Origin of the sequence: Streptomyces sp. TRM64462 (assembly GCF_013362995.1) — a bacterium.
Taxonomy (GTDB): domain Bacteria; phylum Actinomycetota; class Actinomycetes; order Streptomycetales; family Streptomycetaceae; genus Streptomyces.
Genome location: NZ_JABWDV010000302.1, coordinates 43386 through 58641 on the forward strand (window position 1 = coordinate 43386; position 15256 = coordinate 58641).

The window sequence follows — 15256 nt, forward strand, 5'->3', positions numbered from 1 at the left end:
GACTTCCCCATCCGCCTGGGGCCTTCGGCTCCGTCACCACTCAGGAACTCAGGAACGGGACTTCGGGGCGTAGCGGAGCAGCACGACGTCGTCGATGGGGCGTGCTTCGAGGAGTTTCATGCGGGCCGTGGGACCACCGGGATAGGGGGCCGGGCCCAGGAACGCCGGGGCGGCGGCGTCGCCTACGAGAAGGGGAGCGATGACGAGGTGGAGTTCGTCGGCCAGGTTCTGTGCCAGGAGCTGGGTGTGGATCGTCCCGCCGCCTTCCACCAGCAGTCGTTCCACCCCGCGCCGGCCGAGTTCGGCGAGGACGAGGTGCCAGTCGAGAGCGGGGCCGGTACTGACGACATCGGCGAGGGTGCCCAGGGCCCGGCGGGTCCGGGGCAGTGCGCCATCGACCGTGAAGACCAGCTTCTCGTCCCCGCAGTGCCAGAACACGAGACCCGGGTTCAGCTCGCCCGACCCGGTGACCGTGACCTTCAGCGGATGCCCCGGCTTGCCGGCGGCGATGCGCCGGGCGCGCCGTTCGGCGCTCGTCACCAGCAGGCGCGGGTTGTCCCTGCGCAGGGTGGTGGCGCCGACGAGGATGGCGTCGGCCGCGGCGCGCTCCTGGTCGACACGGTCGAGGTCCCGGCGGCTGGAGAGCACGAGCCGTTCATGGGAGGTGTCGTCCAGGCGGCCGTCCAGGGAGACGGCCGCCGACAGCAGTACGTACGGGTGCGGGGCCATGGCCGGGGGCGGCGGTCAGAGGGTGCGCTGGTAGCCGGCCCACGCGATGTGCGATTCGTGGAGTTGCACGGTGAGCCCGGTCAGGCCGCGGGCAGCGGGGCCGAGGGCACCGTCGTGTATGCGGGCCGCGAGGCGGTCGGTTATGACCTTGGCCAGGAACTCTGTGGTGGTGTTGGTGCCGGCGAAGCCGGGTTCTTCGTCGAGGTTCCGGTAGGACAGAGCCGCGACGATCCCGCGCAGTTCCCGGGCCGCCAGGTCCATGTCCACGACGAGGTTGTCGCCGTCCAGTTCCGGACGCTGGAAGGTCGCGTCCACCACGTACGTCGCTCCGTGCAGGCGCTGCGCGGGGCCGAAGACCTCACCGCGGAGGCTGTGGGCGATCATCAGGTGATCGCGGACGGTGACGCTGAACATGGATTCTCCGGAAGGGTGTTGTCGGTGGGGTGCCTGCGGCAGGTGCGGATCAGCGGGGGCCGTAGCGGATGCGGTGGCAGAGCCCGGGCCGCCCGCCCGCGGCGATCTCGGCCATGACCTGCGGCAGTTCGTCGAAATCGGACTCGTCCGTGATCAGTACGTCGAAGACCGGGTCACGCAGGAGGTCCAGCGCCAGACCGAGCCGGTCGGCGGCCGTGTGCCGGCCACGCCGCTCCGGCGCGACGGCACCGACCTGGCTGCTGCGCAGCGAAAGGCGCCGGGAATGGAAGAACTCCCCCAGTGGCAGGGTCACCGGCTGGTCCCCGTACCAGCTCAGGTCGACCACGGAGCCCTCGGGAGCGAGCAGTTCGAGTGAGCGCTGAAGCCCGCTCTGGGTGGCGCTGGTGTGGAAGACGCGATCGCAGTCGTCCGTCGCCTGCTCCGGATGGGCGAAGTCGACGCCGAGCGCCGCGGCGACCTCCTTGCGGGCCGGGTCGATGTCGACGAGCTGTACCCGGACCCCGGGGAACCGGGCCAGGAGAGCGGCCACGCAGCAGCCGACCATGCCCGCACCCACCACCGCGATCCGGTCACCGATCCGCGGTGGCGCGTCCCACAGCGCGTTGAGCGCGGTCTCGACGGTTCCGGCCAGCACGGCGCGCTCCGCCGGCACCGCGTCGGGCACCGGCGTGAGCGCCGCGGCCGGAACGCGGAAACGGGTCTGGTGCGGGTACAGGCTGAACACGGTCCGGCCCACCAGCTCCGTAGGCCCCTCCGCCACCCGGCCGACATTGAGGTACCCGTATTTGACGGGTCCGGGGAAGTCGCCCTCCTGGAAGGGGGCACGCATGGCCGCGTACTGGCTGGCGGGGACCCGGCCGAGATAGACCAGCGATTCCGTCCCCCGGCTCACGGCCGAGTACAGGGTCTGGACTACGGCCTCATCATTGGCGGGGAGGCGGGGAGGCGGGGAGGCGGGGAGGCGGGGAGGCGGGGAGGCGGGCAGGCGGGCAGGCGGGCAGGCGGGCAGGCGGAGGTCAGGATCTCACCCCGCCCCGGGTGCATGACCCAAAAGGAGCGTATGTGGCTCGGCACAGGCGACCCTCTGCTAAAGCAATCTGCTCGCGGACCGTCACTTCTCAGCGTGAGGAGTTCCCGCGATCCTAGACGATCACGTTGCGACCGGTGTGCCTCAGGACGTGGTGGCGGTGTCGGGGGTGGGGCCGACGAGTTCCTCCAGGACGTCCTCCATGGTGACGAAGCCGATGACGGTGCCCTTGTTGCCGGTGACGGCGGCCAGGTGGGTGCCGGCGGCGCGCATGGCGGTCATGGTGTCGTCCAGGGGCGTGTCGAGGGCGACCTTGGTGACCGGGTGCAGGGCGGTGCGCGGGAACGGCTTGGTGCGGTCCGCGGCGCCGAGGGCGTCCTTGATGTGCAGGTAGCCCAGGATCGTGCCCCCGGGGCCGGTGACGGGCAGGCGGGAGAAGCCGTTCACCGCCGCTGTCCGCTCCAGCTCCTGCGGGGTGATGCCATGGCCGACGGTGACGACGCGGTTGAGCGGGACCATGACCTCGCCGACCGGGCGGGTGCCCAGTTCGAGGGCGTCGCGCAGGCGGTCGCCGTCCTCGGGGTCGAGGAGGCCGGCCTCGCTGGAGTCCTTGACCAGGCGGACGAGTTCGTCGTCGGTGTAGACGGAGGAGACCTCGTCCTTCGGCTCGACCTTCATCAGCCGCAGGATCGCGTTGGCGAAGGCGTTGATGCCGAAGATCACGGGGCGCAGGGCGCGGGTGAGGGCGACCAGGGGCGGGCCGAGGAGCAGGGCCGTGGGCGCGGGGGCGGCCAGGGCGATGTTCTTCGGGACCATCTCGCCGATCAGCATGTGGAGGTAGGTCGCCAGGGTCAGGGCGATGACGAAGGCGATCGGGTGGATCAGTCCCCCGGGTACGCCGACCGCGTGGAACGGCGGTTCCAGCAGGTGGGCGATGGCGGGTTCGGCGACCGCGCCGAGGACCAGGGAGGAGACGGTGATGCCGAGCTGGGCGGTCGCCATCATCGCCGACAGGTGTTCCAGGCCCCACAGGGTGGTCTTCGCCCGGCGGTTGCCCTTGAGGGCGGCGGGTTCGATCTGGCTGCGGCGTACCGAGATCAGGGCGAACTCGGCGCCGACGAAGAACGCGTTGGTGAGGAGGGTGAGCGCGCCGATCAGGAGCTGGAGCGTCGTCATCGGGCCACCGCCTCGTTCGCCGTCGCGGCGGCCGGGCCGACCGCCGCGGGGGCGGGGGCGGGGCCGGTGACGCGTACGCGGTCGGCGCGGTGGTGCTCGACGTGGAGCACGGCGAGCTGCCAGCCGTCGATGTCGAGGCGGTCGGTCACGGTGGGGATGCGCTCCAGGTGGGTGGCGATCAGTCCGGCGAGTGTCTCGTACGGGCCGTCGGGGGCGGTGAAGCCGATCTCGGCGAGCTGGTCGAGGCGGATGCTGCCCTCGGCGTGCCAGACGCGGCTGCCGTCGGGGGCCGGGGTGTCCTCGGCGAGGTCGGGGGTCTCGTGCGGGTCGTGCTCGTCGCGGACCTCGCCGACGACCTCCTCGACGATGTCCTCGACCGTGGCGACGCCGGCGGTGCCGCCGTACTCGTCGATGACCACGGCCATGGTGCGGGCCTGGCGCAGCCGGCCGAGCAGCTTGTCGACCGGCAGGGAGTGCGGGACGAGCAGCGGCTCGGTGGCGAGGTCGGCGACCGGGGTGAGAGGGCGCTTGTCCTCGTCGAGGGCCAGGACGTCGCGGATGTGGACGGTGCCCACGACCTCGTCGAGGCTGTCGCGGTAGACGGGGAAGCGGGACAGGCCGGTCGCCAGGGTCAGGTTCGCCGCGTCGGCCGCCGTGGCGTTGACCTCCAGCGCCTTGACGTCGACGCGGGGCGTCATGACGTTCTCGGCGGTCAGCTCACCCAGGTGCAGGGTGCGCACGAACAGCTCCGCGGAGTCCGCCTCGATGGCGCCCGCGCGGGCGGAGTGCTTCGCGAGCGCGACCAGTTCCTCCGGCGTACGCGCGGAGGCGAGCTCCTCGGCCGGTTCCAGGCCGAAGCGGCGTACGAGCCGGTTCGCCGTGTTGTTCAGGTGGTGGATCAGCGGGCCGAACGCGGCGGTGAAGCCGCGCTGCGGGGCCGCGACGACCTTGGCCACGGCCAGCGGGCGGGAGATCGCCCAGTTCTTCGGCACCAGCTCGCCGACCACCATCAGGACGACGGTGGAGACGGCGACGCCCAGGAAGGCGGCCACGGGCGACACGGCTCCGGCGGGCAGCCCGACGGCCTCCAGCGGCCCGCGCAGCAGCACCGAGACGGACGGCTCGGCGAGCATGCCGATGACCAGCGACGTCACGGTGATGCCGAGCTGGGCGCCCGACAGCTGGAACGTGAGCCGCTTGGCGGCCTTCAGGGCGCTCTCGGCACCCCGCTCACCGGCTTCGGCGGCACGCTCCAGCTCGGCGCGCTCCACCGTGGTCAGCGAGAACTCGGCCGCGACGAACACGGCACAGGCGAGCGTCAGCGCGAGAGCGAGAAGCAGCAGGAGTACCTCGGTCACCGTGCCACCCCCCGTCCCTCGGTCATGAGCGGGCGGGCTGCGGCACGGCCGGTACTGGGAGGTTCACCCATTGCGGGTCTGCTGCTCCTTACTTGCTGCGGAGGACGCCGGCGGGCGGCCCTCGGGGGTGGTTCTGGCGGGGTGGTTCTGGCGGGGTGGGACGGAGTCCCGGCCCCTCATGGTAAAGGGGCGGCAAAGCGTCCGGAAGCCCCGCACGATCCGGATCTACGTGTGTGTAGAGAACGCGGGCGCGCCGCCGCGTGTTCCCCACCTCCGGGGACCGCCGGACACGGCCTAGCCGATGACGGGCCTCTCTTCGGGCAGCTCGTAGCGGCGTGTCCGCTCGCGCAGGGCCAGCGCCGAGACCAGGGTGACCGGTCCGAGGCGGCCCACGAACATCAGGACGACGACGATCAACTGGCCCGGCACCGAGAGATCGGCGCTGACACCCGCGGACAGCCCGTTCACACCGAACGCCGACACCGCCTCGAACAGCACCACCTCGAAGGGCGCCTTCACCACGGTCATCAACGCCAGGGACGCCGAGATGACGATGCCCACCCCGAGCAGTGCGACGGTCAGTGCCTGCCGCAGCGCGTGCGGGGCGAGACGGCGGCCCATGATCGTCGAGTTCGGCTCGCCGCGCACCTCGGCCACCATCGCGGCGGCGAGCACCGCGAACGTGGTCACCTTGATGCCGCCCGCCGTTCCGGCGCTGCCGCCGCCGATGAACATCAGCGCGCATGTCGTCAGCAGCGTCGCGTGCTCCAGGGAACCGACGTCGATCGTGTTGAACCCGCCGCTGCGGGTCATCACGGAGTGGACGAAGCCGTTCAGCAGCTTCTCGCCCCAGGTGAACTGCCCGAGCGTGCCCCGGTTGCCCCACTCCAGCAGACACGTCAGCACGGTACCGGTCACCAGCAGCGCGGCCGTCGTGACCAGGGTCAGCTTGGTGTGCAGCGACCAACCGCGGCGCCCGGTCGTACGCCGCCGGGTGCGGTGCCGCAGCAGTTCCAGCAGCACGGGGAAGCCGATCCCGCCCAGGATCACCGCCACCGCTATCGGCAGCGTCACCCACGCGTCCGTGGCGTAGCGCGTCAGGCTGTCGGCCTGGAGGGCGAAGCCGGCGTTGTTGAACGCCGACACCGCGTGGAAGAACCCGTGGTAGACGGACTCGCCGATCGGCATGCCGTACCCGTACCGGAAGCGCAGCGCCAGCCACGCCCAGACGGTCAGTTCGACGGCGGCGGTCGTGCCCGCGACCCCGAGCAGCACCCGCCGTACGTCTCCGAGGCCCAGGCTCTTGGTCTCCGCGGCGGCGGTGAGCTGCATGCGCAGTCTGAGCTTGCCGGAGACGAGCAGGGCGAGCAGCGACGCCATCGTCATGATGCCGAAGCCGCCGACCTGGATCAGCGTGAGGATGACGCCCTGGCCGAAGCCGCTCCAGTGCGTCCCCGTGTCGACCACGACCAGACCGGTGACGCACACCGCCGACGTGGCGGTGAACAGGGCCGTGACGATGCCGGTCGCGCTGCCGTCACCGGACGCGAGGGGCAGCGTCAGCAGGATCGTTCCGCCGAGGATCACCGTCGCGAAGGCCATGACGGTCGTACGCGCCGGGTGGGTGGTGAACAGGGCCTGCCAGACCCTCGCCAGGCGTCCTGCCACTGCTTGCTCCCGGCCTTCCCCGTGCTCGTCCCGATCGCGCCGGTCCCGGCGGCTGGTCACCTTACCGCGCTGACCCCTTGGCGGCGGCCGACGCCTCGTGATACGCGCCCGGGTGCGCCCGGTCGGCCCAGGCCGCGTGCCCCGGACGTGCGGCGGCCCGGCAGCGGGCGGGCGGCGGCGCGACAGCGGGCGGGCGGCGCGACAGCGGGCGGGCGGCCCGGCGCTACCTCGTGACGCTCAGGCGGTGGTGCGCGGAGCGGGCGTGCACGAGGCGGGCGCACACGGTGCCGATCGCCGCGGTGAGCAGGAGGATGCCGAGGCGCTTCCAGTCCTGAGGGAGCGCCCAGGAGAACTGGCCCAACGGCGGTGCGGCGAACAGGCTGAAGAACGCCCAGCACACCAGGGCGGTGCCGGGGGCGGCGGTGATGCGCGCGGTGATGCCCAGTACGGCGCACAGGACACTGAGCGCGAGGTGGTCGAGCCAGGGGTCGCCCTGCCCGTCGAGCAGGTTGTGCGCCGTGATCAGCGCGGGCGCGCAGACGGTGGCGACCAGCCAGGTCACCCGGTTGTCCACCGGCTCGGGTACCGGCCGCTGCCGGGCGCCGATCAGCCTCCACCGGATCAATCGACCGCTCCTCGCCACTTCCCGTTCCGTGGTCGCTCCCGGGCACGCTCACCGACGAACCGAAGAACCGACGAGCGCGCCCCCGCGTGGCTGTCGCGTCAGGCCGTCTTCTGCGAAGGGGGAAGCGCCGGTTCGGCGGCGGCCGCGCCGTCGTTCGCGCCGTCGTTCTTCATGGCCGCGGCCTCACTCTTCAGGATGCGCGCGGACTTGCCGAGCGCGCGGGCCATCTCGGGCAGCTTCGCACTGCCGAACAGCAGCACGGCGACTCCCAGCACGATGAGGAGGTGCGAAGCGCTGAACGTACCCATGATGACCGCCTTCTCCGACCGGGGCCGTCTCTCCCGTAGCACGTTGGTGGCCCGCTGAGCGGGATCGTAGCCGGTCGGATCCCATGGGCGGGCAATGAGGGAGCAATCAGAGGCCATGGCAGGGGTGCCCGGCCGGCGCGTTGGTAGCTTGTCCCCACCGACTGCGGGCGATCGCGCCCGCCGCTTCCGCAGGAGCCCTTCCGTCCGTGAACACGTACACATCGACGCTCGCGCTCGGCCCGAGTTGGCTCGACCCCGACTTCCTGATCAACGAGTTCGGCCTCTACGGCGTCCTGGCGATCGTCTTCGCCGAGTCCGGGCTGCTCATCGGGTTCTTCCTGCCCGGTGACTCGCTGCTGTTCACCACGGGCCTGTTGATCACGACGGGCGTCCTGAAGACACCGCTGTGGCTGACCTGCACGCTCATCGCGCTGGCCGCGATCCTGGGCGACCAGGCGGGCTACCTGTTCGGCCGCAAGGTGGGGCCGGCGCTCTTCAACCGCCCCGACTCCCGGCTCTTCAAGCAGGAGAACGTCCAGAAGGCGCACGAGTTCTTCGAGAAGCACGGCCCGAAGTCGCTCGTCCTGGCCCGCTTCGTCCCCATCGTGCGGACGTTCACGCCGATCATCGCCGGCGTCAGCCGCATGACCTACCGCTCGTTCATCACGTACAACATCGTCGGCGGCATCCTGTGGGGCGTCGGCGTCACCCTCCTCGGCGCCTCCCTCGGCCAGATCGACTTCGTCCACGAACACATCGAGGCCATCCTCGTCGGCATCGTCCTGCTCTCCGTCGTGCCCATCGTCGTCGAGTTCCTCCGCGCCCGCGCAGGGGCCCGCGCCGGGAAGACGCCTCCCGGTGATGTACCGAACGGTGACGTGCCGAACGCTGACGGGCCGAACGGTGACGTGCCGGCCCGGGGCGAGCGGCGCCGCCACGCCAAGCGCTGATCCGCCCCCAGCGCCGCCTGATCGAGGAGAACGGCCCGGTGGATAGCCGCCCCAGGGAGGGGTACGCGGGCCGGGACGGCAATCCGAGGAGGTGAGTCAGGGATGACGACCGAGTCGCGTACAGGGACAAGGGACGACACGTACGACCTGGTCAGCCTGCTGTACCACACGCTGCAGGAGGGCGAGACGCTGACGACCTACATCGACGACACCCGCAGGGCGGGCGATGAGGAGCTGGCGGCTTTCCTGGAGCAGGTGCAGGAGCAGGACCGGGAGCGGGCGCGGAAGGCCAAGAGCCTGCTGGCCGATCGCCTCACCGCGGGCGCCGCGGCCTGACGGCTTCGGCACCGGAGCCGGGGGCACCGGGGCCGGTGCACCGGGGCCGGGAGGCACCGGGGCCGGGAGGCACCGGAGCCGGGGGCACCGGCCCCTCCGGAACGGTGGTGACGCGATGCGGCGACGCAAGCCGGGCATACGGGCGGCCGACGCGCGGGCACGGGGCGGCGGGCCGGGCCGTGGCTCGCCGCCGGCTGCCGAGCGGGTCAGCGACGACCTGCGGCTGGGGCGGGGCGGTTTCCTCGGCGAGCGGCGTGCCGTGGCCGGGCTCGTGCTGGGTGCGTCCGTCTCGTACGGGGTGGTCGCCCTGTACCAGTTCGGGCTGGTGAGGCGGCTTCCGGAGCCGCCGCTCCCGGGTGTGGACGCCGAGCGGGTCGACGCCACGGGTGAGGCGTACGCGCTGCTGCGGACCCCGGACGCGGCCGTGGCACTGGCCAGTGCGGGGATCACGCTGGTGCTGACCGGGGCGGGTGGCCGGCTGCGGCACCGGGACCATCCGTGGCTGGTGCTCCTGGCGGCGGGCAAGGCGGTGGGGGACGCGGGCGCGGCGGCGGTGCTGTTCGTGGAGCAGGTCGCCGGGCACCGGGCGGTGTGTTCCTGGTGCACCCTGGCGGCGCTCTGCCACGTCGCCGCGGTGCCGCCCGCCTTGAAGGAGGCCCGCGCCGCGCTGTCGGCGCTCGGCGGCACCCGGTGAGCGGTCATCGGGTCATCGCACGACACGAGAGGAGCACACGGTGATGGGCGGGGTCACGCGGGGGCTGCTGGCCGGTGCGGCCGGCACCGTCGCCCTCAACCTGAGCACGTACGGCGACATGCTGCTCCGGGGCCGTCCCGCCAGCGGCCTGCCCGCCGAGGCGGCCGACCGCATCGCCGACCGCGCGGGACTCAGCCTCGGCGACGAGGAGGAGAAGGACAGCCGCGAAGAGGCCGCGGGCGCGCTCATGGGATACGTCACCGGCCTGGGGATCGGGGCGCTGTACGGCCTCATGAGCGGGCGGCGCGGACCCGCACCGGCGTGGCTCGCCGGACCCGTGCTGGGCCTCGCGGCCATGGCCGCCAGCGACGTACCGGCCAGTGTGCTGGGCGTCACCGACCCGACGCGGTGGAGCGGCGGCATGTGGCTGTCGGACCTGCTGCCGCACCTGGCCTACGGGATGACCACAGCGGCGGTCCTGCAGGCCCTGCGGCAGTAGCTGCGGCGCCGCAGCTTCGGGCGGCCTGGCCCGTCACTCGGTGGTCGCGCGCCGCTCCGCCTCCTGCTTGACACCGGAGAGTGTGGAGGCGACCGCCTCCTCCCACCGGGCGGCGACCGCCCGGCCCACCACCGGCCGGGCGCCCACAGGTCCGAGCTCAGCTCACCGGTGTACTCCAGCCGCGTGGCGCGCCCCTGCGCGCTGAGCGCGAACGTCTCGGTGACGACCGGGACGGGCCCGCGCACCAGGCGGAAGTCGACCCGTTCCGGGCGGCCGAACCGCACGGTCTCCACCGTCGTCGCCGTCAGCCGCCCTCCGGCCACGGGCGTGCGGTGGGCGGCGAGCACCATGTCGCCGCCCCGCTCCAGCACCCGCACCTTCTCCCGCATCGCGCGCGTGGGCCGCCCGAGGTAGGGCTGGGCGATCACGTCGAAGACCACCTCGCGCGGCGCCTCGATCTCAACGGTCCGCGGGCCCAGAGCGCGGGTGCGCCGCCCGGCACCGACGTCCAGCGACAGCGCCCCCGTCACCAGCCCCAGATACCCGGCCGCCGCCAGGCCCCCCGCCGCTCCCGCGACCGCCAGCCCGCCGGCCCATGCCCTGCTCCACGCCATCTCCAGGCCCTTCCAGCCGAACGGCTCCTGCCCGACGCCAGGCTATGACCGACGCCTCCCCCGCGCTCGGCCGTCATGCCTCGGTGGGGGCGCGGCGGCGGGACGCGGCGTCGTGGACGCCCGTCGAACTGGCGCTGCGCGCGCCGTGCTGCCGCAGGCGGCGAGGCGCGTGTTCCCGTTCCTCGTCGAGGACGTCGTACGGAGGGGGCGGGCGCCCTGGTCCGGTACGCCGTACGAGGACGAGGACGAGGACGACGCGGCCGTGGCCGGGGACGCGGCCCTGGGCGCCACCGAGACGCGCGCCGCCCTGTCAGCGTCAGCCGGAAGGCTCCGCGTGGTGGGCGGGCGGCCGGTGGTGGGTGCGGGCGGCGAGCACGGCGACGTCGTCCTCGCCGTGCGCCGCGCCGAGCCGGAGGACGACCTCGTCGAGCAGCTCCCGTACGCCGAGGCCGGGCAGCCGCAGTGCGGCGAGCCGGTCGAGCGAGTCCTCGATGTCCTCACCGCGCCGCTCGACCAGGCCGTCGGTGAACATCAGCAGTGTCTGATCGGTGGTCAGCCGGTGGGTGGACAGCTCGTACCCGCCGATCCCGGTGCCCAGCGGAGGGCCGACGGGGACGCTCAGCAGCCGCCCGGCGCCCTCCGGCGTGAACAGGACCGGCGGCAGGTGCCCGGCGGAGGCGCAGGCCGCCGTGGAGCGGGCCGGGTCGAGCCGTACGAGGAGACAGGTCGCGGGCCGCCGCGTGCCGTCCTCGCAGACGGCGGCGTCGAGGTGGCGCAGGACGCGGTGGGGCGGGAGGTCGGTGGCGGCGACGTAGCGGAGCATGGAGCGGTACGCGTTCATGTCGACCGCGGCCTCCAGTCCGTGGCCCATCACGTCGCCGATGACGAGGAGGGTGCGCCCGTAGTGGAGGCGTACGGTCTCGAACCAGTCGCCGCCGACGAGCGAGCCGTCCCCGGAGGGCAGATAGCGGGTGGCGATGTCCAGGTTGGGGTGCGGCCGCCCCGGTTCGGCGAGGAGGGCGCGCTGGAGGTCGAGGGCCGCGTCCCGGGTCTCCCGGTGGGCGGCGGCGTGGCGCAGGTGCGCGGCGGCGAGGCGGGCCGCGAAGTGCGCGACGACCGTCTCGTCGTCGGTGAAGGCGGTGCCGGTGCGGAGCGCGAGGACGACGCCGTACACGTCGTCGCGGCGGGTGAGCAGCGGGACGGAGACGGCCGCGAGGGGCGGGGCGTGCGAGGAGACGTACGACGCGGTGATCGGATGGCCCTCGTCCAGGGCCCGTACGGACAGCCGGCCGCGCGGCACGCCCCGGTCCAGGAGGTCGCGGCGGCCGGCCGAGGCGACGGTGACGAGGGCGTCGCCGGTCCGTGGCGGGCGGGGCGGTGCGGGAGGGCCGGGAGGGCCGGGAGGGCCGGGCTGCTCGTACGCCTCATACGACTCGGGCGACGCGTACGGCGCGAAGAGGTCGACGACGGCGGTGTCGCAGAGGTGCTCGCACAGGTACCCGGCGAGTTCGGCGACGGTGGTGCGGGCGTCCAGAGTGGTGCCGATCGACGCGACGGCGTCCTCCATCAGCGCGAGGCGGGCGCCGGACGACCGGTCACCGCCCCGGCTCCCGCCCGGCCGCCCGCTGTCCTGGCGATCCGTCAACACGTCCTCCCGGCCCGTCACCCACTGAGGTGTCGCGAGTCATCCCACCATCCGGGAGGCCGATCGACCGGCAACGACGCAGGGGGCGCGGCCACCCGGGCGGAGCCGAGGGGCGTAACCGGACACGCCATGGAGCGAGGCCTAGAACGAGGCGACGCGCCGCTTCCCGACGATGCGGGCCACGGCGAGGGTGCCGAGCGCGGCGACGGCGACGCCGAGCAGGGCGACACCCTCCTCCAGGCGCTCCCACCAGAACTGCGACGGGGCCGTGGGCTCGTGCTCCAGCATCGCTTCGAGGAGGTCGGTGCCGCCGGCGTCGAGCAGCGTGAAGACGTAGCCGTTGGTGACGCCGAAGTACGCGCCGAGCGCGGCGAGGAAGGCGGCGGCGACGTGGACGCCGGTGTTGCTGCCGCCCGCGCGGCCCGCGACCGTGCCGACGCCGACGGCGAGGGCCAGGGCGAGGACGACGTAGGCGATCTGGAGGCCCGTCACGGACAGGTCCTCGTAGCTGAGGAGGAGGACGACCGCGTGGACGAGCGAGAGGCCGGCTGAGACGAGCAGCGCGAGGAAGAAGGCCTTGGCCGGTTTCGTACCGGAGGGCTGGGGCGGGAAGCCCGGCGGGTAGCCGTAACCGCCCTGCATCGGCTGGCCGTACGGGCCCTGCGGCGGGTAGCCGGGCTGGGGGCCGTACCCCGGCTGCTGCGGCGGTACGGGCGGGTGGTGGCCCGGCTGGCCGTACGGATGGTGCTGCGGCGGCTGTGGCTGCTGCTGCCAGGGCTGGCTCATGGTTCCCCCGATGATGTGACGTGACGCTTGAACGTGAGCGGCCAAGGTACCAAGGGACGCCGGGGGCGCGGAGGATGGGACGGCAAGCGCTTGCGGCGGGGCCGGGCCCTCTGTCGGGGGCGTCCGATACCCTGCCTGTGCTCGTCGGCCGTCAACTGTACGACCTGTCTGAAAAACAGCATTCGGGGGATCAGCATGCGCATACGTCGCGCCACAGGCGCCGCCACTCTCGCTCTCACCGCCGTCGCCGCCCTGTCCGGCTGCGCCGACAATCCGAAGGACAAGGCCTTCGGCGGGCTCGGCAGCGCGCCGAACCCGCCGTCCCTGTCGCCCATGCCGATGCCGTCACTCAACGGCGCGATCGGCGGCTACGCGAACGGCGGTACGTCCAGCGGCACGTCCGGGGGTTCGTCGCGCGGCACGTCCGGCGGCCTGTCGAGCGGCCTCTCCGGCGGGAGCGGCAGCGGGGGCGGCAGCGGCGACACCCGCCCGACGGCGCGCCCGACGTACAACAGGAGCGCGACGGGCGAGGTCATCGGCGAGAACTGCCGCTACAGCCGCTCGCAGGGCCGCATGAGCTTCGACGTCGACATCCAGAACTCGTCCAGCGACTACGCGTTCCGCTACTCGTTCACGGTCGTGTTCAAGGTCGGCCGCTACGCCAACTCCACGGTGGCGAGCAAGACCATCAGCTCCCAGTACAAGACGGTGACGGTCAGCGCCGGCGGCGACCGCACCATCACGGTCCACACCTCGCACTCCACGAACGAACGCCTCGTCTACTCCTGCCAGGTGAAGTCGGCCCGCAAGTACTTGGCGTCGTAGCACGCGCGAGCCCGCGGGCCCGGGTGCCCGGATGCCCGGATGCCCGGGCCCCCGCACCGGCATCACGTCGGCTGCGGGGGCTCGTCGTCGTCGGCATCACCGGAGACAGGTCTGCTGCCACTCCACCGACGTCATGGTCAGCGCGGCCTACCGGTCGGTGGCCTGGAAGCCGCGCAGGCGCAGGCTGTTGCCGACGACGAAGACGGACGAGAAGGCCATGGCCGCGCCCGCGATCATCGGGTTGAGCAGCCCGGCTGCGGCGAGCGGCAGGGCGGCGACGTTGTAGGCGAAGGCCCAGAACAGATTCGACCGGATCGTGCCGAGCGTGCGCCGCGAGAGCCGGATGGCGTCGGCGGCGGCCCGCAGGTCGCCCCGTACGAGGGTGAGGTCGCCCGCCTCGATGGCGGCGTCGGTTCCGGTGCCCATGGCGAGGCCCAGGTCGGCCTGGGCGAGGGCGGCCGCGTCGTTCACGCCGTCACCGACCATCGCCACGGAACGGCCCTCGGCCTGGAGGCGCTTGACGACGTCGACCTTGTCCTGCGGCATGACCTCCGCGATGACCTCGTCGATGCCGACCTCGGCGGCTACGGCCTGGGCGACCGCCTTGTTGTCGCCGGTGAGCAGGATCGGCGTGAGGCCGAGGGCGCGCAGCCGCTCGATCGCCTCGGCGCTGGTGTCCTTGATTGCGTCCGCGACTTCGAGGACCGCGCGGGCCTCGCCGTCCCACGCGACCGTGATGGCGGTCTTTCCGGCCTTCTCGGCCTCGTCCTTGGCGGCCTTGAGAGCCGGGGTGAGCTCCATGGCCCACTCTTCGAGAAATTTTTCGCGTCCGACGAGGACGGCGTGGCCGTCGACGACGCCCTGGACGCCGAGGCCGGGGAGGTTGGCGAAGTCCTCGGGGGCGGGCAGGGTGCCGACCCTGGCGGCGGCGCCGGCGGCGACGGCCTGGGCGATGGGGTGTTCGGAGGAGTGCTCCAGGGCCCCGGCGAGGCGCAGGACGTCGGTCTCGTCGGTGCCGTCAGCGGTGTGGACCTTGATGAGGGTCATACGGCCGGTGGTGACGGTGCCGGTCTTGTCCAGGACGATCGTGTCGACCCGGCGCGTGGTCTCCAACACCTCCGGGCCCTTGATGAGGATGCCGAGCTGCGCACCGCGTCCCGTGCCGACCATGAGAGCCGTCGGCGTCGCCAGCCCGAGCGCGCACGGGCAGGCGATGATCAGCACGGCGACAGCGGCCGTGAACGCGGCCGTCAGACCGGCACCCGTACCCAGCCAGAAACCGAGCGTGCCGAGCGCGAGGGCGATGACGATCGGCACGAAGACCGCGGAGATCTTGTCGGCCAGGCGCTGTGCGGCGGCCTTGCCGTTCTGGGCGTCCTCGACCAGCTTCGCCATCCGGGCGAGCTGCGTGTCGGCCCCGACCCGGGTCGCCTCGACGACCAGGCGGCCGCCCGCATTGAGCGTCGCGCCGGTCACCGTGTCGCCGGTCCCGACCTCCACGGGCACGGACTCGCCGGTCAGCATGGAGGCGTCCACCGCCGACGAGCCCTCCACCACGACACCGTCCGTCGCGATCTTCTC

The 15256-nt window shown here is 72.8% G+C and carries 16 protein-coding genes and 1 pseudogene; 5 read left to right on the forward strand and 12 right to left on the reverse strand.

Features of this window, described 5'->3' with window-relative positions; genetic code table 11:
* Positions 1 to 48 precede the first annotated feature (48 nt).
* The 8 genes and pseudogenes from HTZ82_RS14625 to tatA all read right to left on the reverse strand — a co-directional run bounded on the left by HTZ82_RS14625 (position 49) and on the right by tatA (position 7326).
* Positions 49 to 729 (reverse strand): RibD family protein, encoded by a 681-nt coding sequence (locus HTZ82_RS14625; protein ID WP_175409797.1) that lies wholly within the window; start codon positions 727 to 729, stop codon positions 49 to 51.
* Between the two features lie 15 nt (positions 730 to 744).
* Positions 745 to 1143 (reverse strand): 6-carboxytetrahydropterin synthase, encoded by a 399-nt coding sequence (locus tag HTZ82_RS14630; RefSeq protein ID WP_175409798.1) that lies wholly within the window; start codon positions 1141 to 1143, stop codon positions 745 to 747.
* A gap of 49 nt (positions 1144 to 1192) precedes the next feature.
* Positions 1193 to 2238: pseudogene (locus HTZ82_RS14635) on the reverse strand (zinc-binding alcohol dehydrogenase).
* Positions 2239 to 2335: 97 nt separating this feature from the next.
* On the reverse strand, positions 2336 to 3367 hold the full coding sequence (locus HTZ82_RS14640; protein ID WP_175409799.1) for a hemolysin family protein: 1032 nt from the start codon (positions 3365 to 3367) through the stop codon (positions 2336 to 2338).
* Positions 3364 to 4725 carry a hemolysin family protein gene (locus HTZ82_RS14645; RefSeq protein WP_175409800.1) on the reverse strand — a complete coding sequence of 454 codons (1362 nt, stop codon included), beginning with the start codon at positions 4723 to 4725 and terminating at the stop codon, positions 3364 to 3366. The genes HTZ82_RS14640 and HTZ82_RS14645 overlap by 4 nt, the downstream gene beginning before the upstream one ends.
* A gap of 294 nt (positions 4726 to 5019) precedes the next feature.
* Positions 5020 to 6393: a TrkH family potassium uptake protein gene (locus HTZ82_RS14650; protein ID WP_175409801.1), complete on the reverse strand. Its 1374-nt coding sequence runs from the start codon at positions 6391 to 6393 to the stop codon at positions 5020 to 5022.
* 223 nt (positions 6394 to 6616) lie between these two features.
* Positions 6617 to 7018, reverse strand: coding sequence for a DUF4118 domain-containing protein (locus HTZ82_RS14655; protein ID WP_175409802.1), 402 nt, complete (start codon positions 7016 to 7018; stop codon positions 6617 to 6619).
* Between the two features lie 98 nt (positions 7019 to 7116).
* Positions 7117 to 7326 carry a Sec-independent protein translocase subunit TatA gene (tatA, locus tag HTZ82_RS14660; RefSeq protein ID WP_175409803.1) on the reverse strand — a complete coding sequence of 70 codons (210 nt, stop codon included), beginning with the start codon at positions 7324 to 7326 and terminating at the stop codon, positions 7117 to 7119.
* 206 nt (positions 7327 to 7532) lie between these two features.
* Between tatA and HTZ82_RS14665 the strand changes: the two genes are divergently transcribed.
* The 4 genes from HTZ82_RS14665 to HTZ82_RS14680 all read left to right on the forward strand — a co-directional run bounded on the left by HTZ82_RS14665 (position 7533) and on the right by HTZ82_RS14680 (position 9805).
* Complete coding sequence (locus tag HTZ82_RS14665) at positions 7533 to 8276, forward strand: VTT domain-containing protein (RefSeq protein WP_175409804.1); 744 nt, start codon at positions 7533 to 7535, stop codon at positions 8274 to 8276.
* A gap of 102 nt (positions 8277 to 8378) precedes the next feature.
* Positions 8379 to 8612, forward strand: a complete 234-nt coding sequence (locus tag HTZ82_RS32740) for a hypothetical protein (RefSeq protein ID WP_175409765.1) — start codon at positions 8379 to 8381, stop codon at positions 8610 to 8612.
* A 115-nt stretch (positions 8613 to 8727) separates the two neighbouring features.
* The gene (locus HTZ82_RS14675; protein ID WP_217624158.1) at positions 8728 to 9306 is read left to right on the forward strand and encodes a vitamin K epoxide reductase family protein; all 579 of its coding nucleotides are present in this window, start codon (positions 8728 to 8730) and stop codon (positions 9304 to 9306) included.
* Between the two features lie 43 nt (positions 9307 to 9349).
* Positions 9350 to 9805: a hypothetical protein gene (locus HTZ82_RS14680; protein ID WP_175409805.1), complete on the forward strand. Its 456-nt coding sequence runs from the start codon at positions 9350 to 9352 to the stop codon at positions 9803 to 9805.
* On the opposite strand, the gene HTZ82_RS14685 is transcribed toward HTZ82_RS14680, so the two are convergent.
* The 3 genes from HTZ82_RS14685 to HTZ82_RS14695 all read right to left on the reverse strand — a co-directional run bounded on the left by HTZ82_RS14685 (position 9760) and on the right by HTZ82_RS14695 (position 12850).
* Entirely contained in the window at positions 9760 to 10419 is a 660-nt protein-coding gene (locus HTZ82_RS14685) for an SRPBCC family protein (protein WP_254711860.1), read from the reverse strand. The genes HTZ82_RS14680 and HTZ82_RS14685 overlap by 46 nt on opposite strands.
* Positions 10420 to 10735: 316 nt before the next feature.
* Positions 10736 to 12064 (reverse strand): PP2C family protein-serine/threonine phosphatase, encoded by a 1329-nt coding sequence (locus HTZ82_RS14690; protein WP_375540819.1) that lies wholly within the window; start codon positions 12062 to 12064, stop codon positions 10736 to 10738.
* A gap of 141 nt (positions 12065 to 12205) precedes the next feature.
* Positions 12206 to 12850 (reverse strand): hypothetical protein, encoded by a 645-nt coding sequence (locus tag HTZ82_RS14695; RefSeq protein ID WP_175409806.1) that lies wholly within the window; start codon positions 12848 to 12850, stop codon positions 12206 to 12208.
* Between the two features lie 195 nt (positions 12851 to 13045).
* Here HTZ82_RS14695 and HTZ82_RS14700 point away from each other — a divergent pair, with 195 nt between their 5' ends.
* The gene (locus HTZ82_RS14700; protein ID WP_175409807.1) at positions 13046 to 13675 is read left to right on the forward strand and encodes a hypothetical protein; all 630 of its coding nucleotides are present in this window, start codon (positions 13046 to 13048) and stop codon (positions 13673 to 13675) included.
* Between the two features lie 147 nt (positions 13676 to 13822).
* Here HTZ82_RS14700 and HTZ82_RS14705 read toward each other — a convergent pair.
* Positions 13823 to 15256, reverse strand: a 1434-nt coding sequence (locus tag HTZ82_RS14705) for a heavy metal translocating P-type ATPase (protein ID WP_175409808.1), incomplete at its 5' end; no start/stop codon positions are given.

Bases quoted from the DNA above. Each gene is read 5' to 3' on its own strand.
- HTZ82_RS14685 (WP_254711860.1), bottom strand. From the start codon at position 10,419: ATGGCGTGGAGCAGGGCATGGGCCGGCGGGCTGGCGGTCGCGGGAGCG.
- tatA (WP_175409803.1), bottom strand. From the start codon at position 7,326: ATGGGTACGTTCAGCGCTTCGCACCTCCTCATCGTGCTGGGAGTCGCC.
- HTZ82_RS32740 (WP_175409765.1), top strand. From the start codon at position 8,379: ATGACGACCGAGTCGCGTACAGGGACAAGGGACGACACGTACGACCTG.
- HTZ82_RS14695 (WP_175409806.1), bottom strand. From the start codon at position 12,850: ATGAGCCAGCCCTGGCAGCAGCAGCCACAGCCGCCGCAGCACCATCCG.
- HTZ82_RS14675 (WP_217624158.1), top strand. From the start codon at position 8,728: ATGCGGCGACGCAAGCCGGGCATACGGGCGGCCGACGCGCGGGCACGG.
- HTZ82_RS14625 (WP_175409797.1), bottom strand. From the start codon at position 729: ATGGCCCCGCACCCGTACGTACTGCTGTCGGCGGCCGTCTCCCTGGAC.
- HTZ82_RS14630 (WP_175409798.1), bottom strand. From the start codon at position 1,143: ATGTTCAGCGTCACCGTCCGCGATCACCTGATGATCGCCCACAGCCTC.
- HTZ82_RS14640 (WP_175409799.1), bottom strand. From the start codon at position 3,367: ATGACGACGCTCCAGCTCCTGATCGGCGCGCTCACCCTCCTCACCAAC.
- HTZ82_RS14700 (WP_175409807.1), top strand. From the start codon at position 13,046: ATGCGCATACGTCGCGCCACAGGCGCCGCCACTCTCGCTCTCACCGCC.
- HTZ82_RS14680 (WP_175409805.1), top strand. From the start codon at position 9,350: ATGGGCGGGGTCACGCGGGGGCTGCTGGCCGGTGCGGCCGGCACCGTC.